Below are 23,768 nucleotides of genomic sequence, written 5' to 3'. Positions count from 1 at the left end.
GCACTGCGGATTGATCTCTATACCAATTTCAGGCGCGCAATGACCGGAAAATAACGCGCGCCCTAGCGCAAAACATCCGGTCGTGCCAGTGTATTGCCGTAAAGCGCGGCATAGGCGTCGATCATGGCCTGCTCGCCGAAATATTGCCGGGCATGCGTCCGGTTGGCGACACCCAGTGCCGTGCGCAGGGCAGCATCGTCCGCCAGACGGCCAAGTGCCGCCGAAAGACCGGCCTCGTCCCGCGCCACGAACGGCAGATTGGGGGGCGCGAGCATCTGCGTCACATCCCCGACATCGGTCGCGGCAACCGGCAATCCGCTGGCCATAGCCTCGACCAGCGAGATGGGGAATTGTTCGCTGTCGGACGATAAGGCGAAGATATCGAAAAGGCCCATGAACCGCCAGGGGTCAGGCAGAAATCCGGCGAAGTGGATGTCCGACATGCCGCACGTGTGCGCCTGCGCCGCAATCGCCGCGCGCTCCGGCCCCTCGCCGACCACCACCAGTTGCAGCCGGTCACGATGTGGCGCGATCGCGCGGACGAGCCGCGGAATGTTCTTGACCGGCCGCAAGCCTGCCAGCGTGCCCACCAGCAGCTTGCCCGGTCTGCGCACCAGACCGGATAGCGCATCGGCCTGCGGCGGCGTGGCATATCGCGCGATATCGATACCGTTGGGAATCAGATGGATACGCTCGTATGGCTGGTGCCACACGTCGCGGGCGATGCCTTCCAGCACGCGCGAGGGCACGACCAGCGCCGATGCCCGCGCCAGCCCGATCCGCCGGTACAGGTTGCGCTTGCGCTTCAAGCCGTCGGCTTCGTCAGCGTTGAACCCGTCCTCATGGTGAATAAGGGGCGGCAGGCGCATCGTCCGGCCAAACAGCCGGTGCGTCATCACCGCGTCCATCGCCCCCCAGTTGTACGTCAGAACCAGATCGTAGCGTCGCATGAAACGGGCAAGCGCAAGATAGCGGACGAGGCCCGGCTTGCCTTCGAGCGAGGGGGCGTCGGGAAAGTCGACGGGCACATGCGACATGATCGCATCCCGCGCGCCGATCGCACCGGCCACACCGCTGACGATCGCATGCCGCGCGCGATCGCCCCAGTGGTTCATCAACTGGACCGCGCGGGCTTCCTTCCCCCCCAGATCAAAACTGCTGTGGAGATGCAGCAGCTGCGGCCGTTCAGGCATCGATACGAACACGGTCCAGCAACGCATCGAGCGCGGCGATCGCCGCCGGCTCCATCAGCGTTGGCGCATGGCCAACCCGCGGCACCGTCGCCAGCGTGGCACTCGCGCCGATGTCGTGCTGCATGCGCGCCGCGGTCTCCGCGCTCAGCAAGTCGGATCGTTCCCCGCGCAGGATGAGCGTCGGCACAGACCGGAAACCGGCCATGGACGGCCAGAGATCAACACCTGCCTCGCCCCCCGGCACGCGCAGCGGCTCCGCGATCCGCATGTCGTAATCCAGCACCACGCGGCCGCCGCTGTTGAGCCGATAGAGCCGTTTCGCCATCGCCAGCCAATCATCGAGGTGATAGTCGGGATAGACGTCGGCATTGTTCTGCGCGAGCGCCCGCGCCGCATGAACCCAGGTCGGGTGCGTGCTCCCGGTGCCGACATAGCCCCTGATGCGCGCCAGCCCGCTTTCCTCGATCTTCGGCCCGACATCGTTGAGGACGGCACCCGCCAGCCGGTCGGGCCGAGTCGCGGCCATCAGCATGGCGATGATCCCGCCGAGCGAGGTGCCCACCACAACGAAGCGCGTCAGCGCGAGATCGGCAAGCAGCCGTTCCAGATCCTGCAAATATGTAAGCGGCACATAGGTCATGGGATCCTTGGCATAGGCGCTTTCGGCGCGCCCGCGCAGATCGGGGCAGATCAGCCGCCACTGGCCCGCCATGCGATCGGCAAGCGGCGCGAAATCGCGCGCATTGCGCGTCAGCCCGGGCAGGCAGAGCAGGGCCGGGCGTCTGTCATCTCCGCCTGCATAATCGCGATAATGCAGCCGCAGGCCGTCGTTCGACCACCAATATGCGTCGCGATATTCCGACAAACTTGATCCTTTCGCGCTGCGTACCCCATATTGCGCCATGCGCTTTCCCCTGCAACCCGCCAATTACACGCCCGCCCCGCAAATCGCGTCGCTGGGACCGGACCTGTCCGATCCGGTCACCCCGGCGGATTTCCCGCAGACGATCCTGCGCTTTCGCAACGATCGCTGGGCGGCGGCGGTTGGACTGGATGGTCTGGATGACGCGGCGTGGGTCGCACATTTTGCCCGTTTCGTGCCGCTACCGGACAATCAGCCGCAGCCGCTGGCGCTGCGCTATCACGGGCACCAGTTTCAACATTATAATCCCGACATCGGGGACGGCCGCGGATTTCTGTTTGCGCAGCTGCGCGACGGGCATGGTCGTCTGCTCGACCTGGGCACCAAAGGATCGGGCGTCACACCGTGGAGCCGCGCGGGCGACGGGCGACTCACGCTGAAAGGCGGCGTGCGGGAAATCCTGGCGACCGAAATGCTGGAGGCGCTGGGCGTCTATACCTCCAGGACATTCTCGGTGATCGAAACCGGCGAGGCGCTGTATCGCGGCGACGAGCCTTCGCCGACTCGCTCGGCCGTACTCACCCGTCTCAGCCATTCGCACATCCGCATCGGCACCTTTCAGCGTGCGGCGTTCGAGCGGAATGCGGCACTGATGACGCGCCTGATCGACTACAGCCTGCGCGAACTATACGACGAGGAACCCGGCGATCATCCCGCGTCGCAGCTGCTGCACCATGTCGTGGCGCGCACTGCCGATCTGGCCGCCAGCTATATGGTCGCAGGCTTCGTCCACGGCGTACTCAACAGCGACAATATCAATGTGACGGGCGAGAGCTTCGATTATGGCCCCTGGCGCTTTACGCCCGAATGGACGCCAGGCTTTACCGCAGCCTATTTCGATCATCAGGGTCTGTATGCCTTCGCTCGGCAGGCGGAAGCGATCCATTGGGACGTGGCGCAACTTGCGGTTTCGCTGCGGCTCGTTTCGGAGGCCGCCCCGCTCATCGCGGCGCTGGAACAATTTGCGGAAATCTATCCGAAAAGGCTGGTTCTGCGGTTCTTCTGGCGGCTGGGGCTGACGCCTGCCGATCATGCGACATCGGCCGCTTTTGTGGAGGATGCCGTTCGCGCACTGATCGAGACACGCACCGAGATCGACCGTTTCTTCTTCGACTGGCGCGGGGGCGACCTCCGCAATGCCGCGCACTATGAAGCGCCCCAATGGGACAATGTTCGGGCAGCCGCCGCTACCTTTGCGCCATCGGGCGATCGCGCCCATCCCTATTGGCAGGGGGACATGCCCTGTTCCCTGCATATCGAGGAAGTCGAGGCGATCTGGGCCGCGATTGCCGAACGCGACGATTGGCAGCCGCTGCATGCCAAGGTCGCCGCCATCCGCCATATGGGGCAGGCGCATGGCGATGCACCCGACATTCCCTAGCAGCGCCTATGCAACCGGGGCCGGGGTTCAGGCGTAACTGTCCCGTCCGGCATTCCGCTTCTGTTCATCCCGCGAGGCCCAAGACGGCCTGCCCCTTTCAACTCCGATCCAATTGGGCCATATCCCATCCATGTCCTCTACCCTGACTTCCATCGAACCTGCGACAGGCGCCAAATTGTGGGAACACGCGATCAGCGATGTTCCGGCCGAAGTGGCGCGCGCGCGCAATGCCTGGGCGCTGTGGGCGGCAAAGCCGCTCGCCATCCGCATCGAGACGATGCGCCGCTTTGCCAACGCCGTGCGCGCGAAGGAAGAGGCGCTGGCCGACCTTATTGCCCGCGAAACGGGCAAGCCGCTGTGGGACGCGAAAACCGAAGTCGCGGCCGTGATCGGCAAGGTCGACATTTCGATCGCCGCTTATTCCGAACGCACGGGCATGAAGCGACTGGAAGGTGCCCTCGGCATGAAACAGGCGGTCAGGCACAAGCCGCATGGCGTGATGGCGGTGCTCGGTCCCTATAATTTCCCGGCGCATCTGCCCAACGGGCATATCGTGCCCGCGCTGATCGCGGGCAATGCCGTGGTGTTCAAGCCGTCCGAAAAGACACCGGCGGTCGGCGCGATGCTGGTCGATCTCTATCATCAGGCCGGTGTGCCGACGGACCTGGTGCGCCTGATCGTCGGCGGACCGGAGGAAGGGCGCGCGCTGACGGCGCATCCCGACGTCAACGGAATCTTGTTCACGGGTTCGGCGAACACCGGCATTGCGATCAACAAGGCGTTCGCGGGCCAGCCCGACAAGATTCTTGCGCTCGAAATGGGCGGCAACAATCCCATCGTCGTGTGGGATACGCCCGACATCGCGAGTGCCGCGGTGCTCGTCGCGCAATCGGCATTCCTGTCGGCGGGCCAGCGATGCACCGCGGCCAAGCGGCTGATCGTGCGCGAAAGCCTGGCACAGCCGCTGATCGCGGAGATCCGCAAGATCGCCGACCGTATCATCGTCGACCACCCGCATGCCGACCCCCAGCCCTATATGGGACCGGTGATCGACAATCAGGCCGCCGACGGCCTGACCGAGAGCTTTCTGATCCTCATGAGCAACGGCGGGCGGCCGATCAAGCATATGGTGCGTCCGCACAAGGACTTGCCGTTCGTCTCGCCCGCGATGATCGACGTGACCGACATGCGCGAGCGACCCGACATCGAGCTGTTCGGCCCCCTGCTCCAGGTGATCCGCGTGCCTGATTTCGGCGCGGCGATCGCGGAAGCGAACAACACCCGCTATGGGCTGTCCGCGGCCCTGATCGGCGGCACGCCGGACCATTATGACCAGTTCTGGGCGAACATCCGCGCGGGTATCGTCAACTGGAACCGGCCAACCAACGGTGCGTCGTCAGCGGCCCCCTTCGGCGGCGTCGGCCTGTCGGGCAATCATCGCGCCAGCGCTTATTATGCGGCCGATTACTGCGCCTATCCGGTCGTCTCCTCCGAAGCGGAACAGCCACGCGCCAGCATGGGCGTGGGGCTCAAGGAAATCGACGTGTCGGCGATGGGCGACTGAACGGTTCGCGTGCTTGACGCACCGGAGACGTAGGAGGAAGTTCCCCCGCGCAAGCGGGGGTCCAGGGACCGAAACATTGTCGCTTGAAACCCTGGACCCCTGCTTGCGCAGGGGAACAAAGCTGGATGTTTGATAGGGATAAGCGCGACTAGCCTGCACACCCCAAACATTTCCTACCCGCCAGGCAATCCATTCTGGGTTGCGATGCCGCGTCAGGTTCGCCACATGCCCGCCATGGAACAGTCTTCCCCCGGAACAGTCTATCTGGTCGGTGCAGGGCCGGGCGATCCCGACCTGCTGACGCTGCGCGCGGCGCGGCTGATCGCCAGCGCGACGCTGATCGTGCATGACGGGCTTGTCGATGCCGCCATTCTGGCGATGGCAAGACCGGACGCGCGGCTCCTGTCCGTAGCGAAGAGCCGCAGCCGTCATTCCATGCCGCAGGACCAGATCAATGCCCTGCTGGTGCAAGAGGCACTGGCCGGACGGGATGTCGTGCGCCTGAAGGGTGGCGACCCGTTCATCTTCGGACGCGGCGGTGAGGAAGCAGAAGCCTGCCATGCGGCCGGTGTTCCGGTAGAGATCGTGCCGGGCATCAGCGCGGCGATCGGCTGCGCGGCGCAGGCGCAAATGCCGCTGACCCATCGCGATGCCGCCAGCGCCGTCACGTTCGTGGCCGGGCAATGCAAGGGGTTGAGCGACCAGGACTGGTCGGGTCTGGCGGGCAAGGGACGCACGCTCGTCATCTACATGGGCATCGCCACGGCGGACGCCATTGCCGAGAAGCTGATTGCCGACGGCCTGTCGCCCGCCACGCCGGTGGCCGTGCTGGAAAAGGGTACGCGCCGCGACGCTCGTGCTCTGCGCACCCTGCTGGCCGATCTGGGCGGCATGATCCGGCGCGAACAGGTTCAAAGCCCCGCGCTGATCGTGGTGGGCGACGTGGTACTGCGCGGCAATGCCGAGGACAGGCTGGAGGCTTTCGCAGCGCAGATGGAGAGGCTTTCGTGAAGATTTTGACGGGCAACGACCTGCCGACCGGCGATGTCATCTGGTGGGCAGGCGACGGCTGGTCCCGCCAGATCGCCGAAGCGGTCGATGTCGGCGACATGGGCGACGATCTTGCGCGGCGCGAGGAAGCGGCGCGCCATGTGGTGGGCGCCTATGTGATCGACGCAACGCCCACCGATGACGGTCCGCGCCCGGCCCATATCAAGGATCGCATCCGCGCGCTCGGCCCGACCGTCCGCCCCGACCTGACGCTGAAACCGGCTGATCCCGAAGCCGGACAATGGGTGATCTGACATGTATCGTTATGACCAGTATGACCAGTCGATCGTCGAGGCCCGGGTTGCCGAGTTTCGCGACCAGACCGCCCGCCGCCTGTCCGGCGCGCTGACCGAAGATCAGTTCAAGCCGTTGCGGCTGACCAATGGCCTGTATCTGCAACTCCACGCCTATATGCTGCGCGTCGCCATCCCCTATGGCACGCTTTCGGGCAGGCAGATGCGGATGCTCGCCCATATCGCGCGGAAATATGACCGCGATTACGGCCATTTCACGACACGCCAGAACATCCAGTACAACTGGATCAAGCTGGAGGATGCGCCCGATATTCTCGCCGAGCTGGCCACGGTGGAAATGCATGCCATCCAGACCAGCGGCAACTGCATCCGCAATATCTCTTCCGATCAATATGCGGGCGTTTCGGCCGACGAAGTGGCCGATCCTCGCCCGTGGGCGGAATTGCTGCGCCAGTGGTCGAGCTTTCACCCGGAGTTCAGCTATCTGCCGCGCAAGTTCAAGATTGCGGTCATTGCCTCGCCGGAGGATCGCGCGGCGATGCGGCTGCACGACATCGGCATCGAGCTTGTGCAGCGTGACGGCGTCGTCGGTGCGCGTGTGTTCGCTGGTGGCGGCATGGGGCGCACCCCGATGGTTGCCCCCGAAATCCGGGATTTTGTGCCGGAATCAGACCTGATTTCCTATGTCGAGGCCGCTTTACGGGTCTACAACCGTTATGGCCGCCGCGACAACAAGTACAAGGCGCGTATCAAGATATTGGTGCATGAGCTGGGCGCGGACGAATATCGCCGTCAGGTGGAGGAAGAGTTTGCCGCGATGAAGCAACTCGGCCTCGATCCGCCGACGGCGGAACTGGACCGTATTCGCGGCTATTTCGCCGACCCCGCCTATGAAAGCGGCCTGCCTGACAGCGTGGACCGCAGCGATCCGGCCTTCGCGCTGTGGATCGACCAGAACGTCAAAGCGCACAAGCAGCCCGGTTATGCCATCGTCAACATCAGCCTGAAGCCTGCGGGCGGCATACCGGGCGACGCCTCCTCGGCGCAGATCGATCTCGTCGCCGATCTTGCCGAACGCTATTCGATGGACGAGCTGCGCGTCACCCATGCGCAGAATCTGGTGCTGCCCTATGTCAGGAAGGCGGACCTGTTCGCCATCTGGCAGGCGCTGGACGATGTGGGTCTTGCCGAAGCCAATCTGGACCTGATCAGCGACATCATCGCCTGCCCCGGTCTCGACTATTGCAGCCTCGCCAACGCGCGCTCGATCACCGTCGCGCAGAAAATCGCGAACCGCTTTGCCGATCCGGCGCGGCAGCGCGATCTGGGTGAACTCAAGCTCAAGATTTCCGGCTGCATCAATGCCTGCGGGCACCATCATGCGGGCCATATCGGCATCCTGGGGGTCGATCGCAAAGGCGTCGAAAACTATCAGCTTTCGCTGGGTGGTTCGGGCGCGGAAGACGCCAGCCTGGGTGCAATCACCGGCCCCGGTTTCGACGAGAACGGCATCGTCGATGCGGTGGAAAAGGTCACCGACATCTATGTGCGCGAGCGCACCGCAGGCGAGCGGTTTCTCGACACCTATCGCCGGATCGGCATGAAGCCGTTCAAGGAGGCGCTCTATGGTTGATTTCCTCTCGTTTCGCGATGACGAACCGGGCCAGGAACCTGCGGTAACGTTTGAGGCGTTCGCCGGGCAGACCAATGCCACGGCCGTCCGCATCGAACCGGGCGACGATGCCCGCGCCCTGCTGCCCTCCCTTGATCGCATTTCACTGGTGGAAGTGAACTTTCCGGTTTTCGGCGATGGACGCGGCTATTCGGCAGCCCGCATCCTGCGCGAGGCAGGCTATACGGGCGAATTGCGCGCGGTGGGCGACGTACTGGTCGATCAGATCGTGGCGATGCGCCGGTGCGGCTTCGACAGCTTCCGGCCCGATCATCCTTTCGATCAGACAGCGGTCGATGCAGCCCTCGCCCGCTATGCCGATGTCTATCAAAAGACGGTCGATGGCCGCGCGCCCGTGTGGGCGAAGCGTCACCCCGAGACGACCCATGGCTGAGGCGGCGCGCGTGCTGGATGTCATCGACGCACGCCCTGCCTTCACGCAGGCGGATGCCGATGTGCTCAATGCGCGCTTTGCCGGCGTCGATGCCCTCTCCATGTTACGCACCCTATTTACCGAGGGGGCGCTCGGCCGGGTGGCGACCGTCTCTTCGTTCGGGGCCGAAAGTGCTGTTCTCCTTCATCTGGTGGCGCAGGCAGACCCCGAAGTGCCCGTCATCTTCGTTGATACGCGCAAGATGTTTCCCGAAACATTGGCCTATCGCGATCAGCTTGTCGCACAGCTTGGCATCCGCAACAGCCTGACTGTCACGCCGGACGTGGACGTGCTGGCGAAGAAGGACGAAACCGGCCTGCGCTGGTCCTATGACCCCGATGGCTGCTGCGCGATCCGCAAGGTCGAGCCGCTGGCACGGGCCAAGCGCGGCCTCGACGCCTGGATTTCGGGACGCAAGGCGTTTCAGGCGGCGACGCGGCAGAACATCGCGCGATTTGAAGTCGAGAACGGCCAGCTCAAGATCAATCCCATCGGTGACTGGACGAAGGAGATGCTGGACGCCTATTTCGACAGCCACGCCCTGCCACGCCATCCGCTGGAGGAACAGGGCTATCCGTCCATCGGTTGCGAGCCTTGCACGTCGAAGGTATTGCCCGGCGAAGACCCGCGCGCGGGCCGCTGGCGCGGGTGGGACAAGGTGGAATGCGGCATTCACGCGCCCGTTTCTTCGCTGGACCCGGACGATCCGGCCAACCTGCCGTCCTTCTGATTGCATCACCAAATCAGCAATCTATGATAATTATGGCAACATCGCTGGCCAATTGTTAACGATTGCGCTACGGGCGCAGCCAACAAAACAGATTGGTCGCCATTTTGATTTATCAGCTTGTCTACATGAGCCGCGCCTGTGGTTCATCGGCGCAGGACATGTGCCAGCATATTCTTCCCGTATCGCGCAGGAACAACAGTCTGCTCGATGTCACCGGCGTCCTTGTGTGTACGCCGCAGCATTTCGTGCAGGCGCTGGAAGGGCCGGACGCCGTTGTCGACTTGCTGTTCGACAAGATCGTCAAGGATGCGCGACACCAAGACATCCGTATCATCAAGCAGCGTCAATTGCCGCATCGCCAATTCGGCGCGTGGGCGATGGCCCATGACGACCGGACATCCAATGCCATGCTGAGCAAGGCAACAGACGCGCTGCTGGCCGATACGGACGCTGCCGCGCTACTCTGACGAGCGGCTTTGGCCAGCGGATTGCGCCGCACCGTAATAGGGTACGCGCCAATGCGGCGCTGACGGTTCGCCTTCGGGTTTCGCAGATATCTGCAAGACCCGCGTCGGGGGCAGCGGCGGTGTCGCCAGATCTGCCTGCGCCAGTGCGACGGGCGCCATGGTTAGCCGCGGTGCAACAGGAATAGCCGGTGCCGACGGCTTGACGCTGGTTGCGCGCGGTGCCGAAGCGGGTGCCTCGATCGGCGCAACGGGCGCGGCCTGCGCCATTCTGACTGGCGCGGATGTCGCGTCCCAGCTTGGCGCAGCGTCGGCCGAAAGCGACGCGATATCCGCCTCGATGCGCAGAAACGGCCCGCTTTGCCCATCGGAGACGCTGACGACCCCACCCATGTCGGTTGCCGCGAACAACAGCTTGGCAAAAGCGAGCGGCACACGGATGCAGCCATGCGACGCCGGATAGCCGGGCAGTTCGCCACCGTGGATTGCAATGCCGGTCCAGGTCAGCCGTTGCATATAGGGCATCGGCGCATTGCTGTAGAGGTTCGAGCGATGATGGACATTCTTCTGGAGGATGCGAAACTCGCCCAGCGGCGTCGCCTTGCCAGGCTTGCCCGTCGATACCGTAGAAATGCCGATCAGCGCCTCGCCGCGCCAGACGTAGAGATGCTGTCGATCGATGCTGACCATGATTGCGACCGGGCCGGTCCCGGTATCCGTTTCGTCCCACAGAAATTGTCCGGCTTTCAGACCGGCGGCGCGCCCGATCGCGAAACGATCCGGCAAGGCGGCGGCGGCCGCGACCGGCACTCCCGCAGCGAAAATCAGGAGCAAGGCCGCAACGCGCCTACTCATAGGCAATCGCACCATAATTGTCTTCGGCCAGATCGCTGAACTTGGTGATCTTGGCATCGAATTTCAGACGGATGCGCCCGGTTGCGCCATGGCGTTGCTTGGCGACGATCAGCTCGGCTAGGCCGAAGATGCGATCCATCTCCTCCGCCCAGGCACGATGCTCCTCGCTTTCCACGTCGCCCGGCTGCTTGGCAGCCACATAATAATCCTCGCGATAGACGAACCACACCATGTCGGCGTCTTGCTCGATCGATCCCGATTCGCGCAGGTCGGACAATTGCGGGCGCTTGTCCTCGCGCTGTTCGACGGCCCGGCTCAGCTGCGACAGTGCCAGCACCGGCACATGCAGTTCCTTCGCGAGCGTTTTCAGGCCGCGCGAGATTTCGGAGATTTCCTGAACGCGGTTGTCGCCGCCCTTGCCCGTGCCCTGCAGCAACTGAAGATAGTCGACCACGATGAAGCCGATGTCGTGCCGCCGCTTCAGCCGCCGCGCGCGGGTGCGCAGTGCCGCGATGGTGAGGCCCGGCGTGTCGTCGATGAACAGCGGCAAGTCCTGCAATTCGCGCGCGGCGCGCGACAGATTCTGGAAATCGGCATGGCTGATCTTGCCCATGCGCAGCGCCTCGCCGCTGATGCCGGACTGTTCGGCCAGCACGCGCGTTGCCAACTGATCGGCCGACATTTCGAGGGAGAAGAACGCAACCTTTGCCCCCATGTTCTTCGCACGGTCGATGCCGTCCGCCTCATCCCGCACCCAGCGCGACGCCGCATTATAGGCGATGTTGGTGGCAAGCGACGTCTTGCCCATCCCCGGTCGGCCGGCCAGAATCATAAGGTCGGAATTGTGCAGGCCGCCGATCTTCTCGTTCAGCGAAGTAAGCCCCGTTGTGATGCCGGACAGATGGCCCCCGCTGTTGAGCGCGCGTTCGGCCTGCCGCACCGCCATGGTGCTGGCGGTCAGGAAGCTCTTGACCGACCCGCTTTCGCCTTCGCCCTCGGACACCTTGTACAGCGCAACTTCGGCCGCTTCGATCTGCGCCTTGGGATCGACCGATTCGCTGGTGTCGAGCGCATTCTCGACCAATTCGCGCCCCACCCCCACCAGTTCGCGCAACAGGGCGAGATCGTAAATCTGCGTTGCGAAATCGCGCGCGCCGATGAGCGCCGCGTTGTTGCCGGTCAATTGGACCAGATAGGCCGCGCCGCCCAGAGACCGCAGCGCCTCATCGGCTTCCAGCAGCGGTTTCAGTGTAACCGGATTGGCGACCATGTTCTTTTCGAGCAGGCGCATGACCGCATCATAGATACGCCCGTGGAGCGGATCGAAGAAATGCTCGGCGCGCAGCTTCATCTGCACATCCTCGGCAATCCGGTTGTCGATCATCAAGGCGCCAAGCAGCGCCGCTTCCGCCTCCACATTGCGTGGCAGTTCCTGCGCCACCGCCTCACCGACGGGCATCAATTGCATCACTTCAGCCATGGCGTCATCATCGGCCTGTTCGGGATTCGGGGCAAGAGGCGATGCGGCAAACCGCTGTGGAAGGACTGTTGATGAGGATGTGGACAAGACTGTGGACAAGTGCCCCTTGCCAGCCGTTGATGAAGTCAGGTCCGGCCCAAAGTATTTTTGCGTTGGATTTGTTGGAAAGCCAGTATTTCTGCGGGTTTCAACGCCGCAACTTCCGCAACTTGGGCGATGCGGAATCCAGCATGCCGCGCCGGACAAGGGCCTGCCACACCGCCGGTGCAACAGATATCCATCATCCCCTTGCATTTCGGGGCGCGCCGCCGCAGTGACATGCAGACATCATGTCCGACCCCCGCATCATAGATATCGAGCTGGACCAGCGCACGATCCTCTGGCGCAATGCCGATGTCGAGCAGGAGCGGCGGATCGCGATCTTTGACCTTCTGGAGGAAAATCATTTCGCGCCGCAGCGCCAGCATGCCGATGGCTACGCCGGTCCCTACAAGGTGCGGCTGGGCGTGGAGGAAGGGCGGCTGGTGATCGACATCGGCAGGGAAGACGGGACGCCGCTGGAAACCATCATCCTCGGGCTTGCCCGCTTCCGCCGCGCCATCAAGGATTATTTCGCGATCTGCGACAGCTATTATCAGGCGATCCGCGCCGCGACGCCGCAGCAGATCGAAACGATCGACATGGCCCGGCGCGGCATCCACAACGAAGCGGCCGAAATCCTCAAGGAACGGCTGGATGGCAAGATCGACGTGGATTTCGACACAGCCCGCCGCCTGTTCACCCTGCTGTGCGTCCTGCATATCAAGGGATGATCGTGACGGCACAAGCACGTCGCCGCAGCCGCGGCTATGGCGGCACGCTTTTGCGCGTCGCTCTGCTGGTGGCGCTGATTGCGGGTCTGGTGGCGGCGGGCTGGGTCTATGCCCGCCAATGGGCGCCATCGCGGGATGACTATCCGATGCAGGGCCTGTCGGTCGGCGAGGCGCATGGCGCGATCGACTGGCGCACGGTGCGCGCGCGCCATGCCGATTTCGCCTATCTGACGGCGTCGTCGGGCGCGGACATCCGCGACAGCCGCTTCGCCGTCAACTGGGCAGATGCGCGCGCGGCGGGCCTGCGATACGGGGCCGTCCATAATTTCAGCCTGTGCGATCGTGCGGTGGATCAGGCGACCCTGTTCATCGCCACCGTCCCGCGCGACAATGCTGCCTTGCCGCCGGTCGTGCGGCTCGATTTCAGGGCCGACTGCGCCGCCCGGCCTTCGCGCGACACTGTCCTGTCCGCGCTCAACACTTTCCTCAACCTCATCGAGGCACATGAAGGCAAGCAGGCCGTGGTACGGGTATCGCGCGCCTTTGACGATCGTTATGATGTCGGCAAGGGCATCTATCGTACGCTGTGGCTGGAGGGTGATTTCCTTGCGCCCGATTATGCCAGCCGTCCCTGGGTAATGTGGACCGCATCGACGATGCGGCAGCTTGACGGGATCGACGCCCCGGTGGAATGGAACGTGGTAAAGCCATGACCGTTACGCCCGCCCTTCCCGACTGCCCCGCCCTGGCCGACGGCCCCGCCCTGGCCGACGGCCCCGCCTTGGCCGACAGCGATGTCGACGAGCTTGTCGCCGCCGCGCGGGGAGCGATGACCCATGCCCATGCACCCTACAGCCGCTTTGCCGTAGGGGCGGCAGTGCGCCTGACCGACGGCACGGTCGTAACCGGCAGCAACTTTGAAAATGCCAGCTACGGCCTGTCGCTTTGTGCCGAAACCGTGGCATTGGCGAGCGTCAATGCGCTGGGGCGTCTGCGCGACGTGGCGGCAATCGCGCTATGCGGCGGAGCGATGGATGCGCCGGATGGCACCGGGATCGTAACGCCCTGCGGCCGCTGCCGGCAGGTGATGAACGAAGCCGAACAGATGGCGGGTCGCACCCTTGCCATCTATTGCGCGGCACCCGTTGGCGCGGCGATTGAGCATCACCGCGTCGCCGATCTGCTGCCCCACGCGTTCGGCCCCGCCAATCTGGGCATAGCGCCCGTGAAGGACGACTGAAATGGCGATACTTTCCGACAAATGGATCAGAGCCAAGACGCAGGAAATGGGCATGATCGAGCCTTTTGTGGAAAGCCAGCGGCGCGATGGCTGCATCAGCTACGGCCTGTCATCCTATGGTTATGACGCGCGCGTGGCTGACGAGTTCAAGATATTCACCAATGTCGACAGCGCGATCGTCGATCCGAAGGATTTTGCCGCCAACAGTTTTGTCGATCGAAAGACTGACGTGTGCATCATCCCGCCGAACAGTTTCGCGCTGGCCCGCACGGTCGAATATTTCCGTGTGCCGCGCGATGTGCTCGTCATTTGCCTCGGCAAATCCACTTATGCGCGCTGCGGGATCATCGTGAACGTCACGCCGCTGGAGCCGGGCTGGGAAGGGCATGTGACGCTGGAGTTTTCAAACACCACCCCCCTGCCTGCACGGATCTACGCCAACGAAGGGGCCTGCCAGTTCCTGTTTCTTCAGGGGAACGAGCCGTGCGAGACGAGCTATGCCGATCGCGCGGGCAAATATATGAGGCAACGCGGCGTAACCCTGCCGCGCCTTTGACGAAAAGCTGCGCCTTTCAACAGGTGAACGCATTTGCTATGCCGGTGGTCAGACGTCGATAAGCACCGGGCAATCGGCGGACGCATCATGCTGACAACCGACAGCACGATGCCGCACAGAATACCGGCATGGCAAACAGGGATGCTGCATTTTTTCCGCAAGGTCCGCGGCGGTTATCGCGGTGGACCGGATCAGTTTGATGCCGAAACGCGGCCCGCCAGTGTCGGAGAGGCGCAGCGCATCTATGCGATCGGGGACATCCACGGCCGTGCGGACCTGTTCGCCGATCTGCTGAACCGCATTGCAAGGGACAGCGCGGACCGCGAACCTTTACCCACCCAATTGATCCTGCTCGGCGATCTTGTCGATCGCGGTCCAGCGTCGCGCGACGTGGTGAACTATGCCATGCACCTTGCGCAGAACAGCAAGCGCATCCGGTTCCTGAAAGGCAATCATGAGGAACTGTTCGTCGGCGCCGCCCGTGGCGATGTCGGCGTCGCCAGGTTCTTCTGCCGGATCGGCGGCCGCGAAACTCTGCTGAGCTACGGCCTTGATCCGGCGGCGTTCGACACGATGGACGGCGAGCAGCTTGCTGCGTGGATGCTCGCCAATGTGCCCCGCGACCATGTCGATTTCATCGACGCGTTCGAAAACATGATCGAGATCGGCGATTATCTGTTCGTGCACGCCGGCGTGCGCCCCGGTATTCCTCTGGACAAGCAGGACCCAGGCGACCTGCGCTGGATACGCAACGAGTTTCTGGTCAGTCGGGCCAATTTCGGCAAGGTCATCGTACATGGACATACCATTACCGAAGCAGTGGACGTGCACCCCAACCGCATCGGCATAGATACCGGCGCTTATATGAGCGAACGACTGACGGCGATCGGCCTTCAGGGCACGGATCGCTGGTTCCTATCGACCGCCGATTAGTTGGCCTCGCCCATTGCCAAGCGATGCCGGGCATTGCACAACTCGGGCATGAAAGCGCACATTCTGATTGCCTTTGGCACCGCCGCCGCCCTGTCTGTTGCCGGTCCGGCCGTTGCGCAAAGCAAGGCACCCGATCCCGCCCGGCTGAAAACGACCGTCGAAAGGCTGGTCAGTTTCGGAACGCGGCATACATTGTCGTCGGCGACCGATCCCAAGCGCGGTATCGGCGCCGCGCGCAAATGGAGTGCAGACGAATTTGCCCGGATCGCAAAGAGTTGCGGCGGATGCCTGACAGTCGAGACCGTCGCCGACCGGTTCAGCGGACCGCGCGCCCCTGACGGCGTCGAGGTCGTCGACGTGCTGGCAATTCAGCGCGGCACGGGCAACCCGAACGACGTGGTGATCGTCGCGGGGCATATCGACAGCCGGGTGAGCGACGTGATGGATTTCACCAGCGATGCGCCCGGCGCGAATGACGACGGGTCCGGCACCGCGCTGGTCATAGAGGCCGCACGGGTGCTCGCAGGCGAAAGGTTCGACGGTACGATCGTATACGCGCTGCTTTCGGGTGAGGAACAGGGCTTGTGGGGCGGCAAGCTGCTCGCGGCGACAGCCAAGGCGCGGGGCTGGAATGTGCGCGCGATGCTCAACAACGATATCGTTGGCAACACGCTGGGCACCAATGGCCAGATTGTCGATCAGCGCATCCGCGTCTTTTCCGAGGGTATTCAGTCCTCAGCCGACATCAAGGGCGCGCTCGCGCGGCGTGGTATCGGTGGCGAGGATGACAGCCCGTCCCGCGCGCTGGCCAAGAAGATCGACGGCATCGCAGAAAACACGCCTTCCATCGGCCTCGATGTGTTCGCGGTACGTCGGCCTGACCGCTTCGGGCGTGGCGGCGATCACACCCCGCTGCTGGAGGCAGGCTATCCGGCCGTGCGCTTCTCCGTCGGGATCGAAAATTACGATCGCCAGCATCAGGATCTGCGCACAGAGGGTGGCCGCGTCTATGGCGATACGGTCGATGCCATGGACTTTGGCTATCTCGCGAAAGTGACGGCACTCAACGTCGCGGCGCTGCGGGAAATCGCCTCGGCACCATCCGCCCCTGCCACGGTCAGCCTGGACGGCGCAGTGTCTTCCGACACCAGAGTGACATGGGATGCCGTGCCGGGTGCCACGGCCTATCGCGTCCGCTGGCGCCGCGCGGATGCGCAGGAGTGGACCGACAGTCGCATCGTCACCGGGGCGACCGAAACGCTGCTGAAGGATGTGATCGTGGACGACACGTTCATCGGCGTGGCGGCGCTGAGCGCGACCGGCGCGGAAAGCCTTGTCACCTTCGGCGGCATGGCACCGCGGCGGTAGAAATCCGACATCTGTTCCCCGGCGAAAGCCGGGGTCCAGCGAGACGAGGGCTGTACTGCGCGACTCTGGACCCCGGCTTTCACCGGGGAACAGTTTATGCCTCACTCACCGCGTCAGTTTCTTGTACGCGACGCGAGTGGGGCGATCGGCGGCATCGCCCAGGCGGCGACGCTTGTCTTCCTCATAGGCTTCGAAATTGCCTTCGAACCATTCGACATGGCTGTTCCCCTCGAACGCCAGAATATGCGTGGCAAGACGATCGAGAAAGAAGCGGTCATGGCTGATGACCACGGCGCAACCAGCAAAGTTCTCCAGCGCGTCTTCCAGCGCGCGCAGCGTTTCCACGTCGAGATCGTTGGTCGGTTCGTCGAGCAGGAGGACATTGCCGCCCTCCTTGAGCATCTTGGCCAGATGGACGCGATTGCGCTCCCCGCCCGATAGCTGCCCGACCTTCTTCTGCTGGTCCGGCCCCTTGAAATTGAACGCGCCCACATAGGCACGCGTCTGGATTTCATGCTTGCCGATGGTCATCATGTCGTGCCCGCCGGAGATTTCCTCCCAGACGTTGTGATTGGGGTCAAGGGAGTCGCGGCTCTGATCGACATAGCCAAGCTGCACCGTTTCGCCGACCTCGATCTTGCCTTCATCCGGCGTCTCCTGCCCCGTAATAAGCCGGAACAAAGTCGATTTGCCGGCGCCGTTCGGTCCGATCACACCGACAATGCCGCCGGGCGGCAGCAGGAAGTTCAGATTTTCAAACAGCAGCTTGTCGCCATAGGATTTTGAAAGGCCATGCGCCTCGATCACCTTCCCGCCGAGCCGCTTGGGCGTCTGGATCACGATCTGCGCCTTGCCCGGCGCACGATTTTCCTGCTTTTCGACCAGTTCGTCGAACGCCCGGATACGGGCCTTGCTCTTGGTCTGGCGCGCCTTGGGCGATTGCCGGATCCACTCCAGCTCTTCCTTGATCGCTTTCTGACGTCCCGCGTCCTCGCGCTCTTCCAGCTCCATCCGCTTGGCCTTCGCCTCCAGCCAGGCGGAGTAATTGCCTTCATAGGGGATGCCGCGCCCGCGATCGAGTTCCAGCACCCAGCCCACTACATTGTCGAGGAAGTAGCGGTCGTGGGTGACGAGGATGACGTTGCCGGCGTAGTTGATGAGATGCTGTTCGAGCCAGGATACGCTTTCGGCGTCCAGATGGTTGGTCGGTTCGTCGAGCAGCAGGATATCGGGCTTTTCGAGGAGCAGGCGGCACAGCGCGATGCGGCGCTTTTCCCCGCCGGACAGATTTTCGACCGACCAGTCACCGGGCGGACAGCGCAGCGCCTCCATCGCAATCTCAAGCTGGTTGTCGAGCGTCCAGCCGTCAACAGCGTCGATCTTTTCCTGTAACTCGCCCATTTCGGTCATGAGCGCATCGAAATCGGCGTCTTCGGGCGGATCGCCCATGATCTCGCTGATCTTGTTGAACCGCTCCATCATGTCGGCGACGGGGCGCACCCCGTCCATGACATTTTCCTTCACCGTCTTGCTGTTGTCGAGTTGCGGTTCCTGCGCCAGATATCCGACACGAAGGCCTTCTGCGGCCCAGGCCTCCCCCGTGAAATCCTTGTCATATCCGGCCATCACCTTCATCAGCGTGGACTTGCCCGCGCCGTTCACGCCGATGATCGCGATCTTCGTGCCGGGCAGGAATTGCAGATGAATGTTGTTGAACAGCGGCTTGTTCGCGCCGGGGAAGGTCTTGGTCAGGCCCTTCATGACGAAGCTGTATTGGACGGCCATGTTGAGAAGTCTCTCCGCTCTGGGACAGGATAGCAGTTGGATCGCGCCCGGTTAGCCGAGCGCGCCGATATTGGCAAATGGGCAGATGCGCGCTACGCCGTCATCCATGCAGAAAATCCGATCGGCCCCGCTCGCACTCGCCCTTTCGGCGATGTCCCTTTCCACGCCTGCAATGGCCGCGCCGCCCGATGTCGCAGGCTTGCAGGAAAAGGCGATGGCGGACGAGATCGCCTGGGATTTTGTCTCGGACCTGACGACGGAAGTGGGGCCGCGCCCGGCCGGGACCGCCGACGAGGCGCGCGGACGCGACTGGGCCGTCGCGCGGCTCAAGGCGCTGGGTTTTGCCAACGTGCGCGCCGAACCTTATATCATGCCGACATGGGTACGTGGCGCCGAGACCGCGAAAGTCGTCGCGCCTTTCCCGCAGACGCTGATCGTCACGGCGCTGGGCAACAGCGGTGCAACGCCTGCCAATGGCCTGGAAGCCGAAGTCGTCTATTTCCCCACGATCGCCGATCTGGAGGCAGCGGCGCCCGATCGCCTCAAAGGGAAGATTGCCTTCGTCAGCCATGCGATGAAGGCGACGCAGGATGGCTCAAGCTATGGCTATTTCGGCATTGTCCGCCGTCAGGGACCGAGCATCGCCGCGAAAAAAGGCGCAGCAGCGATTTTGATCCGATCCATCGGCACAGACAACCACCGCACGCCGCATACCGGTGTGCAGATGTGGGCCGAGGGCGTGACGCCGATCCCCGCCGCGGCGCTCTCCGTTCCAGATGCCGAAAATCTGGAACGGATGCTGCGCAAGGCGCAGATGAAAGGCGGGAAACCCGTGCGCGTCGCACTGACGCTGACGCCCCGCTTCATTGGCGACCAGGCGTCGGGCAACGTCATTGCCGAAGTGCCGGGAACCGATCCGGCGGCAGGGATCATCGTTGCAGCCTGTCATCTCGATAGCTGGGATCTGGGTACCGGCGCCATCGACGACGGTGCGGGCTGCGCCATCGCCTCTGCGGCCGCGCGGCTCGTCATGAAGAACGAACGGCCACGTCGCACCATCAGGCTGCTGCTGGCCGGATCGGAAGAAGTGGGTGGCTTTGGCGCACGCGCCTATTTTGCGGCGCACAAGGAGGAGCGGCATGTGCTTGCGCTCGAATCGGATTTCGGCGCGGACCGCGTCTGGCGGGTTGATTTCAAGTTTCCCGCCGCAGGCGCGCCACTGGCCGCGCGCATCGCTGACGCGCTCGCGCCACTCGGCATCGGCAAGGGATCACAGCCCGCGGGCGGCGGTGCGGATATCGCCCCCCTGGTCGCCGCAGGTGTTCCGGTGATCGATCTGCAGCAGGATGGCACACGCTATTTTGACCTGCATCACACTGCCGACGACACTCTCGACAAGATCGACCCGGCGCAGTTGCGGCAGAATGTGGCGGCGTGGGCCACGGTTCTGGCGCTGGCCGCCAATGCAGATGAGCAATTGCGCTGAATGCAAACTTCTGTAGTAGAGAACGGGTCGTCGCGTGATTCGATCGGTTCACCGGCGCCAAAAAATCGTTGATTTGTGGACCGCACACGCTAATGCGGGTCGCTCGCGTACGGGCCTGAAAACCCCCGCGTGCTAATGCTATGGGAGCCATACAAGATGAAGAAGATCGCTGCTGTTTTCGCTTCGGCCAGCCTGATGGCGCTCGCCGCTTGCGGTGAAACCCCGAAGAACGAAACCGCGAACGCTTCGAACGCTGTTGTCGAAAACGTCGTTGAAAACGCTGCTAATGCGATGGAAAACGCTGCCGACAACACCATGAACGCTGCGAACGCCATGGAAAACGCCGCCGACAACGCGATGTAATCCTCGGCTTTTTGCCAGAGATAAAAAGGGCAGTCCGCAGGTGCGGGCTGCCCTTTTTTTGGGTTAGCAGCGGGGTGGCCAATGGTGCCCCCGTGCCGTTTCAGAATGGAATGGCCGATCCGTCCCACGCGAACAGGCCGCCGCTGTCCGACGCCGACAGGCCGTCGATGACCGATAGCAGGTGACGGGCGCTCACCTCCGGCGTAAACAAATCGTCCTGCGCGCGGTTGCGAGCGAAAGGTTGGGACAAGTCGCTGACCACCGTACCGGGATGCAGCCCGACGCACAGCGCCTCCGGCCGCGACCGTGCCAGTTCGATCGCCAGCGTGCGGATCATCTGGTTCAGCGCAGCCTTCGAAGCGCGATAGCCATACCAACCGCCCAGACGATTGTCCGCGATGCTGCCGACGCGCGCGGACAATGCCGCAAACACTGCCTTGCCTTCGCGCGGGAACAGGGGGAGCAAATGCTTGGCGACCAGGGCGGGGCCAATAGCATTGACCGCGAAGCTGCGGGCGAGCGCCGCCGGATCGAGCGCACGCCAGCTTTTCTCCGGCTGATGCCCGTCATCGTGCAGCATGCCGGTAGCGACGAACACCAGCCGCAATGCGCCCAGCGCCGCTACCGGCTGAACAGCAGCGGCAATAGTGGCCTCGTCCAAGAGGTCGATCGGCATGGCCTGAACATGCGACGGCTCCCAATCTTGCTGCTTCCGACTGAGTGCCACGATCGCGTCGAAGCGCGCATCCTGTGCGAGCTGCGCAACAACTGCCCGACCAATCGCACCCGACGCGCCGACAACCACCGCCACCGCCCCGGTCATAGGCCACGACCCCCATCAACTTCCATCGCGTCAAGCCCGATAGACATGCGCGGCGCGGCGGATATGGCCGGTGATGACGGCACTGGCCAATTCGTGTCGCGCGTCGGGCACGGCGATGATTTCCTGATGTTCCGCATGGCTTCGTTTCAATTGATTACGGTCATAAACGAGCAACGCGCGCGGCACCAGCGGCCAGCTCGCCCGAACGCTCGTCTGCCTGAACCCAGCTAAGTGTAGACAATGCTTGGCTTGCGACGCCAGCGCAGACCAGGGCAGTACAGCAGGCTCTCCCCGCCCGGCATCACTGCCGATCGGGTTTGGCGATCGGGTTTGGCGATCAGCCCTGTGTTATCGCCTGTCGGCCCTCTGCCACGGCAGCGCGAAACTGCGTCAGGCTGATGGGTGTTTCGAACCGCACCCCTGCAACCCCGTTGCGGAGCCGGGCAACGCTGCACAATGTTTCACCGATGCCCGGAAGAAGCGCGATCAGCACATCGCCGCGATGCAGTGGCGCATGGCAGTCGATCAGCATGCCCGATGCGGAAATATTGCGAATGCGGCTTCTGAACTCCGGCACTGTCGGGCCCGAGAAATAGGCGTGACAGTGGGCCGCCTCTCGCGAGGCGCGGGGAATCAGCGATCGGACCGAAAAACCATTGAGTGACGTTGCCATGACCTGCCTTGTGCCCCGTCAACCGCTTAACCTGCAAATGCTTAGAGCGGCGTTAACAACGCGGGGTTGTCACATAAGCCCCTATCATCCCGTGCTGCGGACATGCTCCCATACTTTCGATATGACGACCGAGCCTTCGCCAACGGCCGATGCCACGCGCTTCACCGATCCCGCACGCACGTCCCCCACAGCGAAAATACCGGGCTGCGACGTGGCATAGGGTGAATCGGCGTCACCACAGGTCGAGCCGGTGCGGACGAACCCGTTGCTGTCCAGCTCAACCAGGCCGGAAAGCCATTCGGTGTTAGGGGCCGCGCCGACCATGATGAACAAGGCAGACGAGGGAATGTGACGCACCGCGCCGGTTTCCCTGTTGGTCATTTCCAGTCCCTCCAACCGATCCTCACCGATCAGGCGTGTCACGGCACTGTTGAGATGGATTGCGATGCGGGGGTCTGCATCCAGCCGACTGAGCAGATAATCCGACATGGACGCGGCAAGCGATGGCCCGCGCACAACGACATGGACGCATTTCGCCACACGGCTGAGATACATGGCCGCCTGACCGGCACTGTTGCCCCCGCCGATGATGACCACTTCGGTATCGCGGCAGTAGCGCGCCTCGATCTCGGTCGCGGCATAATAAACACCCTTGCCTTCCAGCGCTTCCAGCCGGTCGATCGGCAGACGCCGGTACTGGACGCCGGTCGCCACCACGACGGCGGCACAGCGGATGGACTGCCCGTTGTCGAACGTGGCGCAGAAGCAGCCGTCCTCCATTACTTCCAGCCCGGTCACGCGGTGCGGCATCGAAAAGCGGGTGCCGAACTTCATCGCTTGCACCTCGCCCCGCCAGACCAGATCGGCGCCCGATATGCCCGTCGGGAAACCCATGTAGTTTTCGATGCGGCTGGACGTGCCCGCCTGACCGCCGACGGCAATGTCCTCCACGACCAGCGCGCGCAAGCCTTCCGCCCCTGCATAGACAGCCGCCGCGACGCCCGCAGGCCCGCCCCCGACGATCAGCACATCGACACGCTCGTCCACCGAAAAATCGAGATTGAGACCCAGGAGGCGCGCGATGCGATGCGGCGTCGGATCGGTAACGACATGATCCTTGCCGAAAATGACAGCCGGCCGATCAGTGTCGATCCCGCAGGAACCGGCGGTCGCCCGCGCCTCCGCGCTGCCCAGCGGCAGGCTTTGATAAGGTACGCGGTTGCGGCTGGCGAACATCGCGATTCGCCGGATGTCGGCACTCGCTTCCTCGCCGATCAGGCGCAGGCTGCTGTCGCCCTGGTCGAGTTGCCGCCGACGCCGTGCCGCGAACACGCCGATGATGATGTCCGACATCTCCGGGATCTGGGCCATCAAAGTCAGCATCTTCTGGCGTTCCACCTCGATCACGCGCGTGTCGCAGGCCGCGCGCATCCGCAACGTCGAAACGCCGCCGCTCAGGAAGGAAATCTCGCCCACATACTGACCCGGCCCGAGCGTACTGGGGACGGCACGTTCGTCGGTATAGGCATCGACGACTTCGATCTCTCCCTCTTCGACAAATGTGAAGCAGGTGATCGGCTCGCCTTGCCGCACGACGATGGCGCCTTTGGGATAAACGCGCTCGGTACCCGCCGCCCGCAGCGCGGCGACATGCTCGTCGGCCAACGGCGTCCGCTGCATCTGGCGTAGGTCGTAAGCAATGCTTTCCATCGTGCTTCCTGTCCCAACTGA

The 23,768-nt window shown here is 63.4% G+C and carries 25 protein-coding genes; 17 read left to right on the top strand and 8 right to left on the bottom strand.

What is annotated here, in order from left to right:
• Positions 1-62: 62 nt before the first annotated feature.
• Together ENE74_RS15645 and ENE74_RS15640 are read right to left on the bottom strand one after the other, a co-directional pair.
• Complete coding sequence (locus tag ENE74_RS15645; protein WP_241242045.1) at positions 63-1,220, bottom strand: glycosyltransferase; 1,158 nt, start codon at positions 1,218-1,220, stop codon at positions 63-65.
• On the bottom strand, positions 1,186-2,097 hold the full coding sequence (locus ENE74_RS15640) for an alpha/beta fold hydrolase (RefSeq protein WP_420902602.1): 912 nt from the start codon (positions 2,095-2,097) through the stop codon (positions 1,186-1,188). Before ENE74_RS15640 ends, ENE74_RS15645 begins: the two co-directional genes overlap by 35 nt.
• Between ENE74_RS15640 and ENE74_RS15635 the strand changes: the two genes are divergently transcribed.
• The 8 genes from ENE74_RS15635 (at position 2,096) to ENE74_RS15600 (ending at position 9,666) form a co-directional block, all read left to right on the top strand.
• On the top strand, positions 2,096-3,496 hold the full coding sequence (locus ENE74_RS15635; RefSeq protein ID WP_127691840.1) for a protein adenylyltransferase SelO family protein: 1,401 nt from the start codon (positions 2,096-2,098) through the stop codon (positions 3,494-3,496). The genes ENE74_RS15640 and ENE74_RS15635 overlap by 2 nt on opposite strands.
• Positions 3,497-3,626: 130 nt before the next feature.
• On the top strand, positions 3,627-5,060 hold the full coding sequence (gene astD / locus ENE74_RS15630) for a succinylglutamate-semialdehyde dehydrogenase (RefSeq protein WP_127691839.1): 1,434 nt from the start codon (positions 3,627-3,629) through the stop codon (positions 5,058-5,060).
• Between the two features lie 234 nt (positions 5,061-5,294).
• Complete coding sequence (gene cobA, locus ENE74_RS15625; protein ID WP_127691838.1) at positions 5,295-6,071, top strand: uroporphyrinogen-III C-methyltransferase; 777 nt, start codon at positions 5,295-5,297, stop codon at positions 6,069-6,071.
• Positions 6,068-6,364, top strand: a complete 297-nt coding sequence (locus ENE74_RS15620) for a DUF2849 domain-containing protein (RefSeq protein ID WP_127691837.1) — start codon at positions 6,068-6,070, stop codon at positions 6,362-6,364. The genes cobA and ENE74_RS15620 overlap by 4 nt, the downstream gene beginning before the upstream one ends.
• 1 nt (position 6,365) lies before the next feature.
• Positions 6,366-7,997 (top strand): nitrite/sulfite reductase, encoded by a 1,632-nt coding sequence (locus ENE74_RS15615; protein WP_127691836.1) that lies wholly within the window; start codon positions 6,366-6,368, stop codon positions 7,995-7,997.
• Positions 7,990-8,430, top strand: a complete 441-nt coding sequence (locus tag ENE74_RS15610; RefSeq protein ID WP_127691835.1) for a DUF934 domain-containing protein — start codon at positions 7,990-7,992, stop codon at positions 8,428-8,430. Before ENE74_RS15615 ends, ENE74_RS15610 begins: the two co-directional genes overlap by 8 nt.
• Positions 8,423-9,199, top strand: coding sequence for a phosphoadenylyl-sulfate reductase (locus ENE74_RS15605; RefSeq protein WP_127691834.1), 777 nt, complete (start codon positions 8,423-8,425; stop codon positions 9,197-9,199). Before ENE74_RS15610 ends, ENE74_RS15605 begins: the two co-directional genes overlap by 8 nt.
• Positions 9,200-9,291: 92 nt before the next feature.
• Positions 9,292-9,666 carry a BLUF domain-containing protein gene (locus ENE74_RS15600; protein ID WP_127691833.1) on the top strand — a complete coding sequence of 125 codons (375 nt, stop codon included), beginning with the start codon at positions 9,292-9,294 and terminating at the stop codon, positions 9,664-9,666.
• On the opposite strand, the gene ENE74_RS15595 is transcribed toward ENE74_RS15600, so the two are convergent.
• Entirely contained in the window at positions 9,658-10,497 is an 840-nt protein-coding gene (locus tag ENE74_RS15595; protein WP_241242044.1) for a L,D-transpeptidase family protein, read from the bottom strand. The two genes, ENE74_RS15600 and ENE74_RS15595, sit on opposite strands and share 9 nt — an antisense overlap.
• Positions 10,498-10,510: 13 nt before the next feature.
• Complete coding sequence (locus tag ENE74_RS15590) at positions 10,511-11,998, bottom strand: replicative DNA helicase (RefSeq protein ID WP_127691831.1); 1,488 nt, start codon at positions 11,996-11,998, stop codon at positions 10,511-10,513.
• A gap of 116 nt (positions 11,999-12,114) precedes the next feature.
• Between ENE74_RS15590 and ENE74_RS18325 the strand changes: the two genes are divergently transcribed.
• The 7 genes from ENE74_RS18325 (at position 12,115) to ENE74_RS15560 (ending at position 16,907) form a co-directional block, all read left to right on the top strand.
• Positions 12,115-12,315, top strand: a complete 201-nt coding sequence (locus tag ENE74_RS18325; RefSeq protein WP_164847516.1) for a hypothetical protein — start codon at positions 12,115-12,117, stop codon at positions 12,313-12,315.
• Between the two features lie 12 nt (positions 12,316-12,327).
• Positions 12,328-12,810 (top strand): UPF0262 family protein, encoded by a 483-nt coding sequence (locus ENE74_RS15585; RefSeq protein ID WP_127691830.1) that lies wholly within the window; start codon positions 12,328-12,330, stop codon positions 12,808-12,810.
• Between the two features lie 2 nt (positions 12,811-12,812).
• A complete protein-coding gene (locus tag ENE74_RS15580) occupies positions 12,813-13,523 on the top strand; it encodes a GH25 family lysozyme (protein WP_420902601.1) in 711 nt (236 codons plus the stop codon).
• The gene (locus ENE74_RS15575) at positions 13,520-14,050 is read left to right on the top strand and encodes a cytidine deaminase (protein WP_127691828.1); all 531 of its coding nucleotides are present in this window, start codon (positions 13,520-13,522) and stop codon (positions 14,048-14,050) included. The genes ENE74_RS15580 and ENE74_RS15575 overlap by 4 nt, the downstream gene beginning before the upstream one ends.
• Before the next feature lies 1 nt (position 14,051).
• Positions 14,052-14,606, top strand: a complete 555-nt coding sequence (gene dcd, locus ENE74_RS15570; protein ID WP_127691827.1) for a dCTP deaminase — start codon at positions 14,052-14,054, stop codon at positions 14,604-14,606.
• Between the two features lie 141 nt (positions 14,607-14,747).
• Positions 14,748-15,539 (top strand): metallophosphoesterase family protein, encoded by a 792-nt coding sequence (locus tag ENE74_RS15565; RefSeq protein WP_127691826.1) that lies wholly within the window; start codon positions 14,748-14,750, stop codon positions 15,537-15,539.
• Positions 15,540-15,587: 48 nt separating this feature from the next.
• Complete coding sequence (locus ENE74_RS15560) at positions 15,588-16,907, top strand: M28 family peptidase (protein WP_127691825.1); 1,320 nt, start codon at positions 15,588-15,590, stop codon at positions 16,905-16,907.
• Positions 16,908-17,012: 105 nt separating this feature from the next.
• Here ENE74_RS15560 and ettA read toward each other — a convergent pair whose 3' ends face one another.
• The gene (gene ettA / locus ENE74_RS15555; protein ID WP_127691824.1) at positions 17,013-18,692 is read right to left on the bottom strand and encodes an energy-dependent translational throttle protein EttA; all 1,680 of its coding nucleotides are present in this window, start codon (positions 18,690-18,692) and stop codon (positions 17,013-17,015) included.
• A gap of 106 nt (positions 18,693-18,798) precedes the next feature.
• Here ettA and ENE74_RS15550 point away from each other — a divergent pair, with 106 nt between their 5' ends.
• Both ENE74_RS15550 and ENE74_RS15545 read left to right on the top strand, forming a co-directional pair.
• Positions 18,799-20,178 carry a M20/M25/M40 family metallo-hydrolase gene (locus tag ENE74_RS15550; RefSeq protein ID WP_127691863.1) on the top strand — a complete coding sequence of 460 codons (1,380 nt, stop codon included), beginning with the start codon at positions 18,799-18,801 and terminating at the stop codon, positions 20,176-20,178.
• Between the two features lie 156 nt (positions 20,179-20,334).
• The gene (locus ENE74_RS15545; RefSeq protein WP_127691823.1) at positions 20,335-20,541 is read left to right on the top strand and encodes a hypothetical protein; all 207 of its coding nucleotides are present in this window, start codon (positions 20,335-20,337) and stop codon (positions 20,539-20,541) included.
• Between the two features lie 100 nt (positions 20,542-20,641).
• Here ENE74_RS15545 and ENE74_RS15540 read toward each other — a convergent pair whose 3' ends face one another.
• The 3 genes from ENE74_RS15540 to ENE74_RS15530 form a co-directional block, all read right to left on the bottom strand.
• Positions 20,642-21,364, bottom strand: a complete 723-nt coding sequence (locus ENE74_RS15540; RefSeq protein ID WP_127691822.1) for an SDR family NAD(P)-dependent oxidoreductase — start codon at positions 21,362-21,364, stop codon at positions 20,642-20,644.
• Positions 21,365-21,701: 337 nt separating this feature from the next.
• Positions 21,702-22,037 carry a PilZ domain-containing protein gene (locus ENE74_RS15535; RefSeq protein ID WP_127691821.1) on the bottom strand — a complete coding sequence of 112 codons (336 nt, stop codon included), beginning with the start codon at positions 22,035-22,037 and terminating at the stop codon, positions 21,702-21,704.
• An 84-nt stretch (positions 22,038-22,121) separates the two neighbouring features.
• Entirely contained in the window at positions 22,122-23,747 is a 1,626-nt protein-coding gene (locus tag ENE74_RS15530) for an FAD-dependent oxidoreductase (protein ID WP_127691820.1), read from the bottom strand.
• Positions 23,748-23,768 lie beyond the last annotated feature (21 nt).

This window comes from Sphingobium algorifonticola (assembly GCF_004005485.1).
Classification (GTDB): Bacteria; Pseudomonadota; Alphaproteobacteria; order Sphingomonadales; family Sphingomonadaceae; genus Sphingobium; species Sphingobium algorifonticola.
The sequence above is the reverse complement of the archived record's forward strand: the minus strand, read 5'-3'. Positions and strand labels throughout refer to the sequence as shown.

Coding starts and splice junctions, on each gene's coding strand:
- ENE74_RS15645 (WP_241242045.1), bottom strand. CDS start 1,220: ATGCGTTGCTGGACCGTGTTCGTATCGATGCCTGAACGGCCGCAGCTG.
- ENE74_RS15635 (WP_127691840.1), top strand. CDS start 2,096: ATGCGCTTTCCCCTGCAACCCGCCAATTACACGCCCGCCCCGCAAATC.
- ENE74_RS15640 (WP_420902602.1), bottom strand. CDS start 2,097: ATGGCGCAATATGGGGTACGCAGCGCGAAAGGATCAAGTTTGTCGGAA.
- astD (WP_127691839.1), top strand. CDS start 3,627: ATGTCCTCTACCCTGACTTCCATCGAACCTGCGACAGGCGCCAAATTG.
- cobA (WP_127691838.1), top strand. CDS start 5,295: ATGGAACAGTCTTCCCCCGGAACAGTCTATCTGGTCGGTGCAGGGCCG.
- ENE74_RS15615 (WP_127691836.1), top strand. CDS start 6,366: ATGTATCGTTATGACCAGTATGACCAGTCGATCGTCGAGGCCCGGGTT.
- ENE74_RS15610 (WP_127691835.1), top strand. CDS start 7,990: ATGGTTGATTTCCTCTCGTTTCGCGATGACGAACCGGGCCAGGAACCT.
- ENE74_RS15605 (WP_127691834.1), top strand. CDS start 8,423: ATGGCTGAGGCGGCGCGCGTGCTGGATGTCATCGACGCACGCCCTGCC.
- ENE74_RS15590 (WP_127691831.1), bottom strand. CDS start 11,998: ATGGCTGAAGTGATGCAATTGATGCCCGTCGGTGAGGCGGTGGCGCAG.
- ENE74_RS15585 (WP_127691830.1), top strand. CDS start 12,328: ATGTCCGACCCCCGCATCATAGATATCGAGCTGGACCAGCGCACGATC.
- ENE74_RS15575 (WP_127691828.1), top strand. CDS start 13,520: ATGACCGTTACGCCCGCCCTTCCCGACTGCCCCGCCCTGGCCGACGGC.
- dcd (WP_127691827.1), top strand. CDS start 14,052: ATGGCGATACTTTCCGACAAATGGATCAGAGCCAAGACGCAGGAAATG.
- ENE74_RS15565 (WP_127691826.1), top strand. CDS start 14,748: ATGCTGCATTTTTTCCGCAAGGTCCGCGGCGGTTATCGCGGTGGACCG.
- ENE74_RS15560 (WP_127691825.1), top strand. CDS start 15,588: ATGAAAGCGCACATTCTGATTGCCTTTGGCACCGCCGCCGCCCTGTCT.
- ettA (WP_127691824.1), bottom strand. CDS start 18,692: ATGGCCGTCCAATACAGCTTCGTCATGAAGGGCCTGACCAAGACCTTC.
- ENE74_RS15550 (WP_127691863.1), top strand. CDS start 18,799: ATGCAGAAAATCCGATCGGCCCCGCTCGCACTCGCCCTTTCGGCGATG.
- ENE74_RS15545 (WP_127691823.1), top strand. CDS start 20,335: ATGAAGAAGATCGCTGCTGTTTTCGCTTCGGCCAGCCTGATGGCGCTC.
- ENE74_RS15540 (WP_127691822.1), bottom strand. CDS start 21,364: ATGACCGGGGCGGTGGCGGTGGTTGTCGGCGCGTCGGGTGCGATTGGT.
- ENE74_RS15535 (WP_127691821.1), bottom strand. CDS start 22,037: ATGGCAACGTCACTCAATGGTTTTTCGGTCCGATCGCTGATTCCCCGC.
- ENE74_RS15530 (WP_127691820.1), bottom strand. CDS start 23,747: ATGGAAAGCATTGCTTACGACCTACGCCAGATGCAGCGGACGCCGTTG.